This window comes from Zoogloea sp. (assembly GCF_041908905.1).
Classification (GTDB): Bacteria; Pseudomonadota; Gammaproteobacteria; order Burkholderiales; family Rhodocyclaceae; genus Zoogloea.
The window spans coordinates 1-16,119 of record NZ_JAYREK010000013.1; the positions used below are offsets into that span (position 1 = coordinate 1).

The 16,119-nt window shown below is 66.7% G+C and carries 15 protein-coding genes; 5 read left to right on the top strand and 10 right to left on the bottom strand.

What is annotated here, in order from left to right; genetic code table 11:
• The coding region (locus ACE3OU_RS09190) for a tetratricopeptide repeat protein (protein ID WP_374241256.1) at nucleotides 1-681 on the bottom strand (681 nt) is incomplete at its 3' end.
• 211 nt (nucleotides 682-892) lie between these two features.
• Here ACE3OU_RS09190 and cysS point away from each other — a divergent pair.
• The gene (gene cysS / locus ACE3OU_RS09195) at nucleotides 893-2,275 is read left to right on the top strand and encodes a cysteine--tRNA ligase (protein WP_374241257.1); all 1,383 of its coding nucleotides are present in this window, start codon (nucleotides 893-895) and stop codon (nucleotides 2,273-2,275) included.
• Nucleotides 2,276-2,341: 66 nt separating this feature from the next.
• Here the strand turns inward: cysS and ACE3OU_RS09200 are convergent, their stop codons facing one another.
• The 4 genes from ACE3OU_RS09200 to grpE all read right to left on the bottom strand — a co-directional run bounded on the left by ACE3OU_RS09200 (nucleotide 2,342) and on the right by grpE (nucleotide 7,477).
• Nucleotides 2,342-3,496: an ABC transporter substrate-binding protein gene (locus ACE3OU_RS09200; protein WP_374241258.1), complete on the bottom strand. Its 1,155-nt coding sequence runs from the start codon at nucleotides 3,494-3,496 to the stop codon at nucleotides 2,342-2,344.
• Between the two features lie 141 nt (nucleotides 3,497-3,637).
• Complete coding sequence (gene dnaJ, locus ACE3OU_RS09205) at nucleotides 3,638-4,759, bottom strand: molecular chaperone DnaJ (protein WP_374241259.1); 1,122 nt, start codon at nucleotides 4,757-4,759, stop codon at nucleotides 3,638-3,640.
• A gap of 111 nt (nucleotides 4,760-4,870) precedes the next feature.
• A complete protein-coding gene (gene dnaK, locus ACE3OU_RS09210; RefSeq protein WP_374241260.1) occupies nucleotides 4,871-6,802 on the bottom strand; it encodes a molecular chaperone DnaK in 1,932 nt (643 codons plus the stop codon).
• 93 nt (nucleotides 6,803-6,895) lie between these two features.
• A complete protein-coding gene (grpE, locus tag ACE3OU_RS09215) occupies nucleotides 6,896-7,477 on the bottom strand; it encodes a nucleotide exchange factor GrpE (RefSeq protein ID WP_374241261.1) in 582 nt (193 codons plus the stop codon).
• Nucleotides 7,478-7,640: 163 nt separating this feature from the next.
• Here grpE and ACE3OU_RS09220 point away from each other — a divergent pair, with 163 nt between their 5' ends.
• Nucleotides 7,641-9,002 (top strand): protein kinase, encoded by a 1,362-nt coding sequence (locus ACE3OU_RS09220; RefSeq protein ID WP_374241262.1) that lies wholly within the window; start codon nucleotides 7,641-7,643, stop codon nucleotides 9,000-9,002.
• A 53-nt stretch (nucleotides 9,003-9,055) separates the two neighbouring features.
• Here the strand turns inward: ACE3OU_RS09220 and trxC are convergent, their stop codons facing one another.
• The gene (gene trxC, locus ACE3OU_RS09225; protein WP_374241263.1) at nucleotides 9,056-9,499 is read right to left on the bottom strand and encodes a thioredoxin TrxC; all 444 of its coding nucleotides are present in this window, start codon (nucleotides 9,497-9,499) and stop codon (nucleotides 9,056-9,058) included.
• A 272-nt stretch (nucleotides 9,500-9,771) separates the two neighbouring features.
• On the opposite strand from trxC, the gene ACE3OU_RS09230 reads away from it, so the two are divergent.
• Nucleotides 9,772-10,227: an AP2 domain-containing protein gene (locus ACE3OU_RS09230; RefSeq protein ID WP_374241264.1), complete on the top strand. Its 456-nt coding sequence runs from the start codon at nucleotides 9,772-9,774 to the stop codon at nucleotides 10,225-10,227.
• A 15-nt stretch (nucleotides 10,228-10,242) separates the two neighbouring features.
• Here ACE3OU_RS09230 and ACE3OU_RS09235 read toward each other — a convergent pair whose 3' ends face one another.
• Genes ACE3OU_RS09235 through hrcA form a run of 3 tightly spaced genes read right to left on the bottom strand, consistent with a single transcriptional unit; the run spans nucleotide 10,243 to nucleotide 12,776 of the window.
• The gene (locus ACE3OU_RS09235; RefSeq protein WP_374241265.1) at nucleotides 10,243-10,590 is read right to left on the bottom strand and encodes a phage holin family protein; all 348 of its coding nucleotides are present in this window, start codon (nucleotides 10,588-10,590) and stop codon (nucleotides 10,243-10,245) included.
• A 44-nt stretch (nucleotides 10,591-10,634) separates the two neighbouring features.
• Nucleotides 10,635-11,732: a ferrochelatase gene (gene hemH, locus ACE3OU_RS09240; RefSeq protein WP_374241266.1), complete on the bottom strand. Its 1,098-nt coding sequence runs from the start codon at nucleotides 11,730-11,732 to the stop codon at nucleotides 10,635-10,637.
• 15 nt (nucleotides 11,733-11,747) lie between these two features.
• The gene (hrcA, locus tag ACE3OU_RS09245; protein WP_374241267.1) at nucleotides 11,748-12,776 is read right to left on the bottom strand and encodes a heat-inducible transcriptional repressor HrcA; all 1,029 of its coding nucleotides are present in this window, start codon (nucleotides 12,774-12,776) and stop codon (nucleotides 11,748-11,750) included.
• A gap of 131 nt (nucleotides 12,777-12,907) precedes the next feature.
• Between hrcA and ACE3OU_RS09250 the strand changes: the two genes are divergently transcribed.
• Complete coding sequence (locus ACE3OU_RS09250; protein ID WP_374241268.1) at nucleotides 12,908-13,792, top strand: NAD kinase; 885 nt, start codon at nucleotides 12,908-12,910, stop codon at nucleotides 13,790-13,792.
• 14 nt (nucleotides 13,793-13,806) lie between these two features.
• The gene (gene recN, locus ACE3OU_RS09255) at nucleotides 13,807-15,474 is read left to right on the top strand and encodes a DNA repair protein RecN (RefSeq protein WP_374241269.1); all 1,668 of its coding nucleotides are present in this window, start codon (nucleotides 13,807-13,809) and stop codon (nucleotides 15,472-15,474) included.
• A 44-nt stretch (nucleotides 15,475-15,518) separates the two neighbouring features.
• Here recN and ACE3OU_RS09260 read toward each other — a convergent pair whose 3' ends face one another.
• Nucleotides 15,519-16,100, bottom strand: coding sequence for a TMEM165/GDT1 family protein (locus ACE3OU_RS09260; RefSeq protein ID WP_374241270.1), 582 nt, complete (start codon nucleotides 16,098-16,100; stop codon nucleotides 15,519-15,521).
• Nucleotides 16,101-16,119 lie beyond the last annotated feature (19 nt).

Genomic DNA, 16,119 nt, shown 5'->3' on the forward strand with positions numbered 1-16,119 from the left:
CACCGGCGCGGGCGCCGGTACGGGCTTGGCGGCGGCTACGGGCGCCGGCGCGACGGCCGGCGCCGGCGCGACCGGCTTGGCCGGAGCCGCGGCGGGGGCGGCCGCGGGCACCGCTGCGCTCGCAACGGCCGGCGCCGGCTTGGCGGCGGCGGGCGGAGTCGGGCGCACTGTCTTGCCGCCGACGCTCATCATCTCGCGGATCATCGCCAGCTTGCTCTGGGCGCCGACGTTGGACGAATCGAGGGCCAGCGCCTTGTCGTAGGCCTGGCTGGCGAGGCGGGCGTAGATGTCGCCGAGGTTCTCGTGGGCCGTGGCGTAGCTCGGGTGGGTCCGGATCGCCATCTCGAGGGCGTTGCGGGCCTTGTCGTACTGGCGCTGCTGGGCGTAGAGCACGGCGAGGTTGTTGTAGGGCTCGGGGAGCTCCGGGTAGTCCTCGGTCAGCTTCTGGAAGACGGCAACGGCTTCAGTGCCGCGGTTGAGCTCGGACAGGATCACCCCGCGCAGGAAGCGCACCTGGGCGTCCCGGGGCTTGGAGGCGAGGAGCTGATCGGCCTTTTCGAGGGCCTGGCTCAGCTGACCCTGTTTGACGAGGGTTTGCAGGTCCTGGATGGAGTCCGCCCGGACAGGGCTGCAGATCAGGCTCGCGAGGAGCAGGGTGGCGGCCAGAGCACGTTTTGACATGTGATATGATTCGCCCGCGTACCCGGGCACGCGGGGTTTGGGCTGGGTGGTTTGAGTACAAGCTTCGCATTTTATCAAGAAGCTCCGCTGCCGGCCATGAGTCACCCCTGTTTCTCCACTGGTCGACTTCCCGTCCTGGCCGTGCGCGCCCTCCCTCACATGTGGCCCGGGCGCTTCCCATTTTTCCTTCGGTTTCATTGCGGTCTTTCTCATGTTGAAAATTCATAACTCCCTTTCGCGGCAGAAGGAGCAGTTCACCCCCATCGACCCCGGCCGGGTTCGCATGTACGTCTGCGGCATGACCGTCTATGACTACTGTCACCTCGGCCACGCCCGGGTCATGGTGGTTTTCGACATGGTTGCGCGATGGTTGAGGGCCAGTGATTACCAGGTCACCTACGTCCGCAACATCACCGACATCGACGACAAGATCATCAAGCGCGCCCAGGAGAACGGTGAGACCATCCGCGCCCTGACCGACCGCTTCATCGCCGCGATGCACGAGGACGCCGACGCCCTCGGCGTGCTGCGCCCCGACCACGAGCCGCGGGCCACCGAGTTCGTGCAGCCGATGCAGAAGCTGATCGGCAATCTGGTCAACAACGGCCTGGCCTACAAGGCCGGCAACCAGGACATGTGTTATGCGGTGCGCAAGTTCGAGGGCTACGGCAAGCTGTCCGGCAAGTCCCTCGACGAGCTGCGCGCCGGCGAGCGCGTCGAGGTGGCCGGCGGCAAGCAGGACCCCCTCGACTTCGTGCTGTGGAAGCACGCCCGCGCCGACGAGCCGGCCGAGGTGAAGTGGGATTCCCCCTGGGGCCCCGGCCGTCCGGGCTGGCACATCGAGTGCTCGGCCATGAGCTCCGAGCTGCTCGGCGAGCACTTCGACATCCACGGCGGCGGCGCCGACCTGCAGTTCCCGCACCACGAGAACGAGATCGCCCAGAGCGAGGGCGCCCACCAGTGCTCCTTCGTGAACTACTGGATGCACAACGGCTTCGTGCGGGTGGACGACGAGAAGATGTCGAAGAGCCTCGGCAACTTCTTCACGATCCGCGACGTGCTGAAGGAATACGCCCCCGAGGTGGTGCGTTTCTTCATCCTGCGGGCCCATTACCGCAGCCCGCTCAACTATTCCGACGCCCACCTGGTGGATGCCCGCCATGCGCTGTCGCGGCTGTATACGGCGCTGCGCAACGTGGAGCCGGTGCCGGGCTTCACCCTCGACTGGTCTCAGCCGGCGGCGGCCCGCTTCAAGATGGCGATGGACGACGACTTCAACACAGCCGAGGCCATCGCGGTCCTGTTCGACCTCGCCAACGAGGTCAACCGCAACCGCTCGCCGGAGGCCGCGGCCCAGCTGAAGGCCCTGGGTGGTGTGCTCGGCCTGCTGGAGCAGGTGCCCCAGGCTTTCCTGCAGGGCGGCGCCGAAGCAGCGGACGATGATTCCGCGGCCATCGAGGCGCGCATCGCGGCGCGTATCGAAGCCAAGAAGGCGAAGAACTTTGCCGAGGCCGACCGCATCCGGGCCGAGCTGCTGGCCGAAGGGATCGCCCTCGAGGACTCCCCCCAGGGGACAATCTGGCGCCGGGCCTGAGCGATCGCGTGACAAACGAAGGGGCGCTCGAGGGCGCCCCTTTTTCATTGTCTGCAGCCGGTTTGTTCAGCGCAGCACGCGGCCGTCACGCCCGAGCACGGTGAGGTCCACGAAGCGGGAGCCGTTGTGGCTGGCGGGGGTGTAGTTGATCTTGTAGCCGCCCAGGTCGAAGGGGGTGGTTTCGAGCACATTGACCAGCTTTTCGCGGGTGGCATCGCGGCCCAGCTTGCGCAGCGCTTCGGCCATCAGCTTGGCGTTGAGGAAGCCCTCGAGGCCGTAGTAGCTGTAGCGGGTGTGCTTGGCGAAGGCCTGCAGCGCCTTGTGATATTCCCTCACCACCGGAACGGTGTCGTTCCAGGGGTAGGGCATGACCTGGGAGATGCCGACGCCGTGGGCGTCCTTGGCACCCATCTCGCCCACCAGCAGGTCGGCGCCGATCGGCGACAGGGTGGCGAACTGGGGCATCTGCCCGGCCTTGCGCATCTGGCGGATGAATTCGGCGGTGGGCTTGTAGAGGGTCACCATGATGACCGCCTGGGGGTCGCCCTTGGCGATCTGCGCGACGGCCGCCTCGACCTGCAGCGAATTGCGTTCGACGCTGCCTTCGGCGACCGGCTTGAGCTTGTGCCGGGCGAGGGCCGCGGCGACCCCGTCCTTGCCGGATTTGCCGAAGCCGTCGTTCTGGTAGAACACCGCGATGTTGGTGATCCCCAGCGCGACCATGTGGTTGACGATGGCTTCGGTCTCGTCGGCGTAGCTCGCCCGCAGGTGGAACATGTAGCGATTGACCGGGCTGCGCAGGGTGCTGGAGCCGCTGATGGTGCCGACGAGCGGCACCTTGGCCTCCGAGAACACCTTCATGGCCTCTGCGGTGGGGGAGGAGCCATAGTAGGCCATCAGCGCGAAGACCTTGTTCTCTTCGATCAGCTTGCGGGTGTTCGCAACCGTCTTGTCGGTCTCGTAGCCGTCGTCGAGGGTGATGAGTTCGACCTTCTTGCCGTTGATGCCACCGGCGCCGTTGAGCTGGGCGAAGTAGGCGAGGGCGCCTTCGCGCAGCTCCTTGCCATAGGCCCCGTTGGGGCCGGTGAATGGCGCCGACATGCCCAGCGTGATGGTGTTGTCGCCAATCCCGGGGTCGGCCGCCCGTGCGGCGGGGGCAGAGCTTAAAAGCAGGCCGGCTCCGGCAAGCGCCAGCAACTTCTTGAGGGTGTGGATGCGCATGGACGTTATTGTTCTGGGTGATGAAGGGGCAAACGTCGTCGAGTATAAGTGAAAGAAACTTGTTGGGGATAAAGCAAAGGCCGGCGTCGTGATGACGTCGGCCTTTGTCGTGACAATGTTGGCGGATGGGTACGCGAGGGCTCAGCCGCTGAAGAAATCCTTGACCTTGTCCATCCAGGATTTCGCCTTCGGATTGTGACGTTCGGCATTGCTCGAGGCGATATCCTCGAACTCGCGCAGGAGTTCCTTCTGCCGTTCGGTGAGCTTGACCGGGGTCTCGACCACCACGTGCACCATCAGGTCGCCGGGGGCGTGGGTGCGCACGTTGCGGATGCCCTTGCCGCGCAGGCGGAAGACCTTGGCGCTCTGGGTTTCCGGCGGGATGCGGATGTTCGCTGCGCCGTCGAGGGTCGGGATCTCGATCTCGCCGCCGAGGGCCGCGGTGGTGAAGCTGATCGGCATCTCGCAGTGGAGATCGTCGCCATCCCGCTGGAAGACCGGGTGCTGCTTGATGTGGATCTCCACGTACAGGTCGCCGGCGGGGCCGCCATTGACGCCCGGCTCTCCGTGGCCGCCATGGCGCAGGCGCATGCCGTCGTCGATGCCGGCGGGGATCTTCACCTCGAGGGTCTTCTGGCGCTTGACGCGGCCGGCGCCGCCGCAGCTGGTGCAGGGCTCGGGGATGATGCGACCGCTGCCGTGGCACTTCGGGCAGGTCTGCTGGATCGAGAAGAAACCCTGCTGGATGCGCACCTGGCCCGCGCCGCCGCAGGTGGGGCAGGTCTTGGGCTGGGTGCCGGGTTTGGCGCCGCTGCCGTGGCAGCTGCCGCACTCTTCCTGGGCGGGGATGCGGATGGTTTTTTCGGCGCCGCGGGCCGCTTCCTCGAGGGTGATCTCGAGGTTGTAGCGCAGGTCGGCGCCGCGATAGACGTTGGAGCGTCCGCGCCCGCCGCCACCGCCGAAGATGTCGCCGAAGATGTCGCCGAAGGCGTCGGCGAAGCCGTCGAAGCCCTGGCCGCCGCCACCGCCCATCTGCGGGTTGACGCCGTCGTGGCCGTAGCGGTCGTAGGCGGCGCGCTTGTTGGCGTCGGTGAGGATCTCGTAGGCCTCCTTGGCCTCCTTGAACTTCTCCTCGGCGTCCTTGTTGTCCGGATTGCGGTCCGGGTGGTACTTCATGGCCAGCTTGCGGTAGGCCTTCTTCAGTTCGTCCTCGGAGGCGTCGCGATTGACGCCGAGGACTTCGTATAGATCCCGTTTCGCCATGTTTGGGTGCTCTGGCTTTCTTGCGTAAAGGCCGAGCCGAGCGGCGCGCGAGGCGCCGGCATGGCTCGGCCGGGTCTGTCGGGGGCCCTCAGGCCGGACAGGCTGGGTTGCTTACTTCTTGTCCTTCACCTCGGTGAACTCGGCGTCGACCACGTCCGGATCGTTGGCCTTGCTGCCGCCGGCAGAGGCGCCGGCGCCCGCACCACCGGCCGCACCGGCTTCGGCCTGGGCCTGGGCGTAGATGTGCTCGCCCAGCTTCTGGCTGACGGTGGCCAGGGCTTCGCTCTTGGCGTCGATGGTGGCCTTGTCGCCGGACTTGATGGCTTCTTCGGCCTCGGCGATGGCGGCTTCGATCTTTGCCTTGTCGTCGCCGATCTTGTCGCCGTGCTCGGCCACGGCCTTCTTGACCGAGTGCACCAGGGTGTCGAGCTGGTTGCGGGCATCCACCAGTTCGTGGGCCTTCTTGTCTTCCTCGGCGTGGGCCTCGGCGTCGCGCACCATGCGCTGGATCTCTTCATCCGACAGGCCGGAGTTGGCCTTGATGGTGATCTTGTTTTCCTTGCCGGTGGCCTTGTCCTTGGCGGACACGTGCAGGATGCCGTTGGCGTCGATGTCGAAGGTGACTTCGATCTGCGGCATGCCGCGCGGGGCCGGCGGGATGTCGGAGAGGTTGAACTGGCCCAGGCTCTTGTTGCCGGAGGCCATCTCGCGCTCGCCCTGCAGCACGTGGATGGTGACCGCGTTCTGGTTGTCCTCGGCGGTGGAGAACACCTGCGAGGCCTTGGTCGGGATCGTGGTGTTCTTCTGGATCAGCTTGGTCATCACGCCACCCAGGGTCTCGATGCCCAGCGACAGCGGGCAGACGTCGAGGAGCAGCACGTCCTTGACTTCGCCCTGCAGCACGCCGCCCTGGATGGAGGCGCCGACGGCGACGGCTTCGTCGGGGTTCACGTCACGGCGCGGGTCCTTGCCGAAGAACTCCTTGACCTTCTCGATGACCTTCGGCATGCGGGTCTGGCCGCCGACCAGGATCACGTCGTCGATGTCGGAGACCTTCACGCCGGCGTCCTTGAGGGCCACGCGGCAGGGCTCGATGGTGCGCTCGACCAGGTCTTCGACCAGCGATTCGAACTTGGCGCGGGTGATCTTGAGCGCCAGGTGCTTCGGGCCGGTGGCGTCGGCAGTGATGTAGGGCAGGTTGATCTCGGTCTGCTGGCCGGAGGAGAGCTCGATCTTGGCCTTCTCGGCGGCTTCCTTGAGGCGCTGCAGCGCGAGCACGTCATTCTTGAGGTCGACGCCCTGCTCTTTCTTGAACTCGGTGACGATGTAATCGATGATGCGCTGGTCGAAGTCTTCGCCGCCCAGGAAGGTGTCGCCGTTGGTGGCCAGCACTTCGAACTGGTGTTCGCCGTCGATGTCGGCGATCTCGATGATGGAGATGTCGAAGGTGCCGCCGCCCAGGTCGAACACCGCCACCTTGGAGTCGCCCGGCTTCTTGTCCATGCCGAAGGCGAGGGCCGCGGCGGTCGGCTCGTTGATGATGCGCTTGACGTCGAGGCCGGCGATGCGGCCGGCGTCCTTGGTGGCCTGGCGCTGGCTGTCGTTGAAATAGGCCGGCACGGTGATGACGGCTTCGGTGACTTCCTCGCCGAGGTAGTCTTCGGCGGTCTTCTTCATCTTGCGCAGCACTTCGGCGGAAACCTGCGGCGGGGCGACCTTCTTGCCGCGCACTTCAACCCAGGCGTCGCCGTTGTCGGCCTTGCAGATCGTGAAGGGCATCAGGTCGATGTCCTTCTGCACTTCCTTCTCTTCGAAGCGGCGACCGATCAGGCGCTTGACCGCGTACAGGGTGTTCCTGGCGTTGGTGACGGCCTGGCGCTTGGCCGGCGCGCCGCACAGGATCTCGCCGTCGTCGGCGTAGGCCACCACGGACGGGGTGGTGCGCGCGCCTTCGGAGTTTTCGATGACCTTCGGCTTGCCGCCTTCCATCACGGAGACGCAGCTGTTGGTGGTGCCGAGGTCGATGCCGATGATCTTGCCCATGAGTTTTCCTTAAATTCGAATTCTGTGTGATAGGGGCCCGATTGGGTCGGAAACCCCTGCTTGCTGGCTAATATGGGGACGGGCCGCCGGGTTTCAAGCAGCGGATTTGGCTTTCGAGACGACCACCAGCGCCGGGCGCAGGGTGCGCTCGTGGAGCAGGTAGCCCTTCTGCAGCACGGTGATCACGGTGTTGGGCTCGCCGTCGGCTTCGACGGCGCTGATGGCCTGGTGCTTGTTGGGGTCGAATTTTTCGCCGATGGGGTTGACCTCGGTGAGGCTGGCGCCCTGGAAGGCGGAGACGAGCTGCTTGAGGGTCAGCTCGACGCCCTGCCGCAGGCTGTCGACGGTGTTCTCGGCGGCCAGGGCGGCCTCCAGGCTGTCCTTCACCGGCAGCATCGCCTGGGCGAACTTGTCGGCGGCAAACTTGCCGGCCTTGGCGATGTCGTCCTGGGCACGGCGGCGGACGTTCTCGGTTTCGGCCTTCGCGCGCAGCCAGGCGTCGTGGTGTTCGGCGGCCTTCAGCTCGGCCTGGCGGAGCTGCTCGACGAGGCTGGGCATGCTGTCGCCGGCGGCTTCCTCGGTGGCGGGGGCTTCGGCGGCGGCGTTGGCGACGTTCTCCACGAGCTCCGGCGCGGCTTGTTCGGCGGGGCTCGGAGGGGTGTTCTGGTCTTGCATGGGTAACGGCTCCTTTTTTCGATTTGCCTGATCTGGGGGCTCGGATGAAGTTTTCAAGGGGTGGGCTGCATGTAGTCGCTGAAAATAGCTGCCAGGTGTGTAAAATCTAGATCCCCGGAGCATTGCGGGGGCATCTTTACGGACAATGCGGCGTAAAGCAGGTATGGAAAAGAATCCAGACAAAATCGGCAAATACAAGCTGATCCGGGAGGTCGGGCGGGGGGCCACGGCGACCGTGTATCTGGCCGAACATCCCCAGTACCCCGAACCCGTCGCGCTGAAGCTCATCCGTTTCGACGACAAGGCCAAGGACGAGGCCAAGTGGAACCGGCGGCTGCTCAAGCTCCTGCGCGCCGAGATGGACGTCTCGCGCAAGCTCGATCACCCGAACATCATCAAGATCTTCGATACCTGTGTCGAGAAGGATTACGCCTACATCGTCATGGAGTATTTCCCGGGGACGACGCTGGAGCACTACTGCAGCTTCCAGAATCTCCTGCCGCTGCACCGCACGATCGGCATGGTCTTCAAGTGCGCGATGGCCCTTGACTACGCCTACCGCCAGGGCATCGTCCATCGCGACATCAAGCCGGCCAACATCCTGGTCGACGAGAACGACAACGTTAAGATCACCGACTTCGGCCTGGCCCTCAACATCAGCAAGAAGAGCGCCTCCGATTCCACCTTCATCATGGGGGTCGGCTCGCCGGCCTACATGAGCCCGGAGCAGATCAAGGGCTATCCGCTCAACCAGAAGACCGACCTGTTCTCCCTGGGTGTGGTGCTCTTTCACATGCTCACCGGGCGCCTGCCCTTCCGGGCCAAGAACCCGGCCCAGCTGATCTACAAGATCATCAACACCGAGCCGCCGCTGGTCTCGCAGATCAACTCCGAACTGCCCGATCAGCTCGATCAGGTGATCCGCAAGGCGCTCGAGAAGGATCTGTACTCCCGCTACAAGAATGGCGCCGACTTCGCCAAGGATCTGTCCGCCGTCCGCTACAAGATCCTCGACGACTCCACCGGCACCGAGGACACCAGCCGTTACTCCATCCTCCGCAAGATGCCCTTCTTCACCGAGTTCGAGGACGTGGAGATCTGGGAGTTCCTGCGCATCTCACGCTGGCGCCGCATCGAATCGAACACCCTGGTGATGCGGGAAGGCGATGCCGACCAGCGTTTCGGGCTCATCATCGATGGCTGCGTCGAGCTGTCGGTGGATGGTCAGCGGGTCGATGCGGTGGGGGCCGGCGAAGTGTTCGGCGAGCTGGCCTACCTCGACCAGCAGGAGCATCGCCATATGTACACCGCGGTGACCACCGCCAGCACCACCTATCTCGAACTCAACCCGGCAGCCCTGTCGCTGGCCACGGACGAGTGCCAGGATGCCTTCCGGACCCGCCTGATCACCGTCGTGGCCCGCCGGCTCGGGGCGGCCTACCGCGAACTCGCCAAGAGCGGCCCACCGGCCGAGCGGATCACCGCCAGCGGCTTCGGCATGGAGCTGCAGCTGGTCGACAACTGACGGGCCCGGGGCAAGCCCCCGGAGCGCGCGTCGTTGCCTTGTTTTGTTTACCTTCAGCGACCGCCCAGGTGGGCGAGGGCCCAGCGCTGGATGTCTTCGGCGCCCATCGCGCCGGCCTGGCGTGCCAGCTCCCTTCCCTGGTGCAGCAGGATCAGGGTCGGGATGCTGCGTATGCCGAAGCGGGCTGCCAGGGCCTGCTCTTCTTCGGTATTGACCTTGCCCAGGCGCATCCGCGGCTCCAGCGCGCGAGCCGCGGCGTCGAAGGCGGGCGCCATGCTGCGGCACGGGCCGCACCAGGGCGCCCAGAAATCCACCAGCAGCGGGAGGTCGCTCCGCTGCGCGTGGGCGCCGAAGTTGCTTTCCGTCAGATGAACCGGCGCGCCGGCAAACAGCCCTGCCTTGCATCGCCCGCAATGGCCGCCGTCGTTCAGGCGGTCGGCGGGAACCCGGTTTAGCGCGGCGCAGTGAGGGCAGGGGATCAACAACGATTCGCTCATGGCGGTGATCTCTGGAGTTTTGGTTGCCACTTGTACATGGGGCTGCTGTCGCGGATTTCAACCCTGGATCTGTTATGCCATGGGGGTTGTCGTCCCCCTGGAAAGGTCAGCGCTGCGCGCTTCCTGCGCTAAAGTTCTGCCCGATTTGGCCGAAACCACACCTGTGCCGCGATTGTCGCAGCGGCGTCGATAGGAGGTGGCCTGTGAGCCGAGGCAGTACTTATGGAATCAGTCGTGTCGATAACGAGACGAGCCGCACTCACGGTTGGCTGGTGACCATCCAGCGCAGGGGCGTGATCTACCGCAAGCATTTCAGTGATGGCGTGTTCGGGGGCAAGCAGCGCTCCTTTGCAGCGGCAAAGGCGTATCGCGACGAAATCATTGCCGCCCACCCGCCCTTGTCGATGCAGGAGTATTCGAACATCGTCAAGAAGAACAACCGGTCGGGGGTGGTGGGCGTTTGCCGCTATTGCGCCTCCGAGACCCGCGACCTGCCCGAAGAGAAGCAGCGCTGGTTCTGGGTGGCCTCGTGGCCGCTGCCCGACGGCCGGCGCAAGCGCGTGAAGTTTTCGGTGAAGAAGTACGGCGAGGAGGGCGCCTTCCAGATGGCGATGGACGCTCGGGCGGCCGCCCTCGGCAAGCTGGTCGGGGCCTTCGACCCGGGTGCCGTGCGGCGCAAGTCGAGCCGCCGCCGCCCCGCCGCCGCCGCGGCGCCGACGGCGGGCTGAGCTTTCGCGGGCGGGTCAGTCGTCCCTGTCCGACAGGGCGAGGCTGACCAGCCAGGTCAACAGGCTGTACAAGAGGGCGCCCCAGAAGGCCGTCCAGAAATCCGGGACGACAAAGCCCGCCACCAGCCCGGATACCGCCCAGAACATTAGGGCGTTGATCACCAGGGTGAACAGCCCCAGGGTCAGCAGGGTGATCGGCAGCGTGACGAGCACCAGCACCGGCCGGATGATGGCATTCACGAAGCCCAGCAGCAGGGCGCTGATCAGCGCGGCGGCGTAGCCGTCCACCCGGATCTCCGTCAGCACCTCCGGGACCAGCATCAGGGCTACCGCGTTCAGGGCCCAGCGCAGAAGCAGTTTCATTTCCGATTTTCCCAGTGGCGGGCCGGCGTCGGCCCGTGTGGCGTTCAGGCCTTGGCGCCCAGGGCGCGGGCGAGGCTCGCCTGGTGGGCCAGGCTGGCGGTGTCGGGCTTGGGTGTCTCCAGCCAGCTGCCGAGGTGCTTCAGCGACAGGGTGGTGAGCGCCTCGATCCACGCCTGGTCTTCGTTCAGGCAAGGGATGTAGCCGAACTGCCTGCCCCCCGCGTGCAGGAAGGCTTCGCGGCATTCCATGTTGATTTCTTCCAGGGTCTCCAGGCAGTCCGAGACGAAACCCGGGCACATCACATCCACTGATCCGACTCCTTCCCGGCCCAGGGCCTCGAGGGTGGGCTGGGTGTAGGGCTTGAGCCATTCGGCCTTGCCGAAGCGCGACTGGAAGCTGACGATCAGCCGTTCGCGGGGCAGCTTGAGCGCCTCGCCGAGCAGGCGCGCGGTCTTGTAGCACTCGCAGTGGTAGGGGTCGCCCAGGTCGAGGGAGCGGCGCGGAATGCCGTGGAAGCTCAGCACCAGCTTGTCGGCCTGGCCGTTGCGCTGCCAGTGGGCGCGCACGCTGGCGGCGAGGGCTTCGATGTAGCCCGGGTCGTCGCCAAAACTGCGCACGTAGCGGATTTCGGGCAGGTTGCGCCAGTGGCGAAGGCAGTCGGCAACCTCGTCGATGACCGTCGCGGTGGTGCTGGCGGCGTACTGGGGATACAGCGGGACGACCAGGATGCGCGTGCAGCCGGCGGCGCGCATGGCGTCGAGCTGGCTGCGGATCGAGGGCTGGCCGTAGCGCATCGCCCAGCTCACGTGGAGGTCGCGCTGGCCGGCATTGGCCAGGAAGCCGGCCAGCAGTTTGGCCTGCTTTTCGGTATGGACCTTGAGGGGTGAGCCCTCGTCGGTCCATACGCTGGCGTATTTCTGGGCCGACTTGGCCGGTCGGGTGCGCAGGATGATGCCGTTGAGGATCAGCCACCAGATCGGCTTGGGAATCTCGACGACCCGCGGGTCGGACAGGAACTGCTTGAGATAAGGGCGCAGCGCGGCGGCGGTCGGCGCGGCGGGCGTGCCGAGATTCACCAGCAGGACGCCCGTGCGGGGCGCCTGGCCATGGGTATAGGCTGGCTCCTGCCAGTATTGGGGCATGGGGTGGGCTTTCTTTCAGTTGTGGCCCGAGAGGGCGCTGGTGAGGAGGCGGGCGGTGACGTCGACGATGGGGATCACCCGCTCGTAGGCCATGCGGGTCGGGCCGATGACGCCCACCGAGCCGACGAGCTGGCCGTCCACCTCGTAGGGGGCGGTGATCACGCTGCAGTCGTCGAGGGGGCTGAGGCCGCTTTCGCCGCCGATGAAGATCTGCACGCCCTGGGCGCGGTTGGAGATGTCGAGCAGCTGCATGAGCCCGGTCTTCTGCTCGAAGAGCTTGAACAGCTCCCGCAGGCGGGCCATGTTGGAGGAGAGGTCCTCGGCGTCGAGCAGGTTGGTTTCGCCGGAGATCACGTAGGTTTCCTGGGTTTCCTCGAGGACTTCGCTGCCGGCCTCGACAGCGGCGCTCATCAGCTCGGTCATGTCGGAGCGGAGCTGCTTGAGCTCGTCCTGGATGCGGGTGCGGATCTCGGTGAAGGCCAGCCCGGCGAAGTGCTGGTTGAGGTAGTTGGCGGCGGTGACCAGCTCGGACGGGCTGTAGGCACGCTTGGTGAACAGGATGCGGTTCTGCACGTCGCCGGCCGTGGTGACGAGGATCAGCAGGATGCGGGTGTCGGACAGGCTGACGAACTCGATCTGGCGGATCTTCAGGGCGTCCTGGCGGGGCGAGACCACCACGCCGGCGAAATGGGTGAGACCCGACAGCAGCTGCGAGGCCGCGTTGATGACCCGCTGGGGTTCGCCGGGCTGGATCTGGCCCTGGATCGCCTCGAGCTGACCCACGCCGATCGGCTGCACGGTGAGCAGGCTGTCCACGAAGAAGCGGTAGCCGCGGGCCGTGGGGACGCGGCCGGCCGAGGTGTGCGGGCTGGTGATGAAGCCGAGTTCCTCGAGGTCCGACATCACGTTGCGCACCGTGGCCGGCGACAGGTTGAGGCCGGAGTGGCGCGACAGGGCGCGCGAACCCACGGGCTGGCCTTCGGCGATGTAATGCTCCACCAGCGACTTGAGGAGGATTTGCGAACGTTGGTCGAGTTGGGTCATGGCTGCGGATTCTGAGACTCGCAGGGATTCTAAGGAAGCGCGGCGGTCATGAGAAGCCGGGGCTGCGCGCCGCCGTAGCGGATTCGTCGGCCGCGCTGCGAGGCGTCCGCATAATGTGGTTTAATCGTTCCATGACCTGTGCCTTCAAGACAATTGCCCTGATCGGCAAATACCAGAGTCCGGAAGTGGCCGAGGCCGTGCTGCGCCTCGCCAATTACCTGCGCGACCAGGGGCTGGCTGTATTGATCGAGCAGGGGACGGCGAGTTCCACCGGGCTCACCGCCGGCTTCGCCGTGGCCAGCTACGAGGAGATCGGCGAGCGCGCCGACCTGGCCGTGGTGCTCGGCGGTGACGGGACCCTGCTCAACAGCGCCTGCCGCCTGGCTGAATACGACGTGCCGCTGGCGGGGGTCAACCAGGGCCGGCTCGGCTTCCTGACCGACATTTCCCGCGAGGTGGCCCTCGAGAAGATCGGCGAGATCCTCGCCGGCCGCTACACCGAAGAAACCCGGGTGCTCCTCGATGCCGAGGTGCGCCGGGGCGGGCGACGGGTCTTTCATACCCTGGCGCTCAATGACGTGGTTGTCAACAAGGGTGAGCTCGGCCGCATGATCGAGTTCGACCTGCGCATCGACGGCGAGTATGTTTACACCCAGCGCTCCGACGGCATGATCATCTCGACGCCCACCGGCTCGACGGCCTACGCCCTGTCGGCCAATGGCCCGATCCTGCACCCGAACGTCGACGGCATCGCGCTGGTGCCGATGTGCCCCCACACCCTCACGGCGCGGCCGATCACCCTGCCGGATCGCTGCAGGATCGAGATCGTGCTGCTGCCGCCCCACGACTCGCGGGTGCACTTCGACGGCCAGACCCGCTACGACACCCGGGCCGGCGACACGGTGCAGATCACCCGTTCGCCCCACAACGTCCGCCTGCTGCACCCCGAGGGCTACAGTTATTTCGCGATGCTGCGCGAGAAGCTGCACTGGAGCTCCACTCCCCGCCACAGCTGAACCCCCGATTTCCCATGCTGCGTCATCTTTCCATTCGCGATTTCGTGATCGTCGATCGGCTCGAACTCGACTTCGAGGCTGGTTTCGGTGCCCTGACGGGCGAGACCGGCGCCGGCAAGTCCATCCTCCTCGACGCCCTAGGGCTGGCCCTGGGGGGCAAGGCCGAGGCCGGCGTGGTGCGGACGGGCCAGCCCCGCGCGGAGATCGTCGCCGAGTTCGACCTCCCCGCCGACGGCCCCCTGCGCGGCTGGCTCGCCGAGCAGGCGCTCGACGCCGAGGAGGGGCGCGTGCTGTTGCGCCGGGTGATCGAGAGCGGTGGCCGCTCGAAGGCCTGGCTCAACGGTTCGCCGGTGGTTCTCGCCCAGTTGCGTACGGCCGGCGACATGCTCGCCGACATCCACGGCCAGCATGCCCACCACGCCCTGCTGCGCACCGACGCCCAGCTTGCGCTGGTGGATGCCCACGGCGGGCTCGAGGCCCAGGCGCAGGCGGTGGCCGAGCGTTATCGGGCCTGGGCCGCCCTGCGGCGGGCCAGGGAGGCGGCCGAGGAGGGCGCCTCCAGCACCGAGCGGGAGCGCGAGCTGCTCGGCTGGCAGGTCAATGAGCTGCGCGAGCTGGCCTTCGACCCGGAGGAATGGCAGAGCCTCAACCTCGAGCAGAGCCGCCTGGCCCATGCCGCCGGCCTGCTCGAAGGTGGCTCCGAGGTGCTCGATGGCCTTGCCGACGGTGAATACGCGGTGGTGCCCCAGGTCGAGCGCCTGCTTGTTCGGGTTGCCGGCATGGCCCAGCACGACGCCCAGCTTGCCGACGTGCAGGAGCTGCTCTCTGGCGCCAGCATCCAGCTCGACGAAGCCCTGCATGCGATGCGCCGTTACCGGGACAGGCTGGACCTCGATCCGGCCCGCCTTGCCGAGATCGACCAGCGCATCCAGGCCGTGACGGCCATGGCCCGCAAGCACCGGGTCGCGCCCGAGGCGTTGCCCGGGGTGCTCGCCGACAGCGTCGGCCGGCTCGAACGCTTGACCCGCCAGGCCGACCCCGAGGCGCTGGCGCGGGAGGAGGGCCAGGCCCGCGAGGCCTTCATGGCCCTCGCGCGGCCGTTGTCGGAGGCGCGCCGGCGGGTGGCGGCCGAGCTGTCGGCTGCCGTCACCGAGGCCATGCAGTCCCTCGCGATGGGCGGTGCGCGCTTCGATATTGCCCTGCGCCCGGTGGATGACGGTTGCGCCAGTGGGTTGGAGGGTGTCGAGTTTCTCGTCACCGCCAACGCCAGCCAGCCGCTGCGGCCGCTGGCCCGGGTGGCGTCGGGTGGCGAGCTGTCGCGGATCGGTCTGGCGATCCAGGTGATCACCAGCCGCAACGCCGCCACGCCGACCCTGATCTTCGACGAGGTGGACGTGGGGATCGGCGGACGGGTGGCCGAGATTGTCGGCCGCATGCTGCACCAGCTCGGCGTCGACCGGCAGGTGCTTTGCGTGACCCACCTGCCGCAGGTGGCGGCGCGGGCCGACAGCCAGTGGAACATCGCCAAGGAGACCCGCGATGGCGAAACCCTGTCGCGGGTGACGCGGCTCGGTGAGCGCGAACGCATCGACGAGATCGCGCGGATGCTGGGTGGCGTCAATATCACCGACACCACCCGCCGCCATGCGGCGGAGATGCTGGGCCTGCCGATTCCGGCCTGAGGGGCGCCAGGGCCGGTCGCTGGCCCGGGTTTGCCCTGCGGCGCTCAGCCGATCACCGCGTGGGCGACGGTGACCACGCCGGTGAGCACGAACACGGCCGCGGCGATCCAGCGGATCAGCGCGAGGGGCAGGCGGCGGGCGAGCCCTTCGCCGAGCAGCACCGCCGGCACGTTGGCGAGCATCATGCCGATCGTCGTGCCGAGCACGACCCACAGCAGGGCGTCGTATTTGGCGGCCAGGGCCACCGTTGCGAACTGCGTCTTGTCGCCCATCTCGGCGATGAAGAAAGCGATGGTGGTGGTCACGAAGGCGCCGGCCGGGTGCACTTCGGAGGGGGCTTCGTCATCGTCGAGGGTGTCGGGCTTGAGCGTCCACAGGCCGAAGGCGATGAAGACGATGCCGATGATCCACGGCAGCCAGGCGGCCGGGGTGAAGTCGGCCAGCCAGACGCCCACCGAACCGGCGAGGGCGTGGTTGAGCACCGTGGCGACGAAGATGCCGGCGATGATCGCCCACGGCTTGCGCAGCCGGGCCGCCAGCACGAAGGACAGGAGCTGGGTCTTGTCGCCGATCTCCGCCAGGGCGACGAGGGCGGTCGAGGTAAGGAAGGCTTCCACGGAATGCATGGGCGGCAGGGCCGCCAGG

Bases quoted from the DNA above. Each gene is read 5' to 3' on its own strand.
- dnaK (WP_374241260.1), bottom strand. From the start codon at position 6,802: ATGGGCAAGATCATCGGCATCGACCTCGGCACCACCAACAGCTGCGTC.
- ACE3OU_RS09250 (WP_374241268.1), top strand. From the start codon at position 12,908: ATGACCTGTGCCTTCAAGACAATTGCCCTGATCGGCAAATACCAGAGT.
- ACE3OU_RS09260 (WP_374241270.1), bottom strand. From the start codon at position 16,100: ATGCATTCCGTGGAAGCCTTCCTTACCTCGACCGCCCTCGTCGCCCTG.
- ACE3OU_RS09235 (WP_374241265.1), bottom strand. From the start codon at position 10,590: ATGAAACTGCTTCTGCGCTGGGCCCTGAACGCGGTAGCCCTGATGCTG.
- ACE3OU_RS09220 (WP_374241262.1), top strand. From the start codon at position 7,641: ATGGAAAAGAATCCAGACAAAATCGGCAAATACAAGCTGATCCGGGAG.
- ACE3OU_RS09200 (WP_374241258.1), bottom strand. From the start codon at position 3,496: ATGCGCATCCACACCCTCAAGAAGTTGCTGGCGCTTGCCGGAGCCGGC.
- hemH (WP_374241266.1), bottom strand. From the start codon at position 11,732: ATGCCCCAATACTGGCAGGAGCCAGCCTATACCCATGGCCAGGCGCCC.
- recN (WP_374241269.1), top strand. From the start codon at position 13,807: ATGCTGCGTCATCTTTCCATTCGCGATTTCGTGATCGTCGATCGGCTC.
- cysS (WP_374241257.1), top strand. From the start codon at position 893: ATGTTGAAAATTCATAACTCCCTTTCGCGGCAGAAGGAGCAGTTCACC.
- grpE (WP_374241261.1), bottom strand. From the start codon at position 7,477: ATGCAAGACCAGAACACCCCTCCGAGCCCCGCCGAACAAGCCGCGCCG.
- trxC (WP_374241263.1), bottom strand. From the start codon at position 9,499: ATGAGCGAATCGTTGTTGATCCCCTGCCCTCACTGCGCCGCGCTAAAC.
- hrcA (WP_374241267.1), bottom strand. From the start codon at position 12,776: ATGACCCAACTCGACCAACGTTCGCAAATCCTCCTCAAGTCGCTGGTG.
- dnaJ (WP_374241259.1), bottom strand. From the start codon at position 4,759: ATGGCGAAACGGGATCTATACGAAGTCCTCGGCGTCAATCGCGACGCC.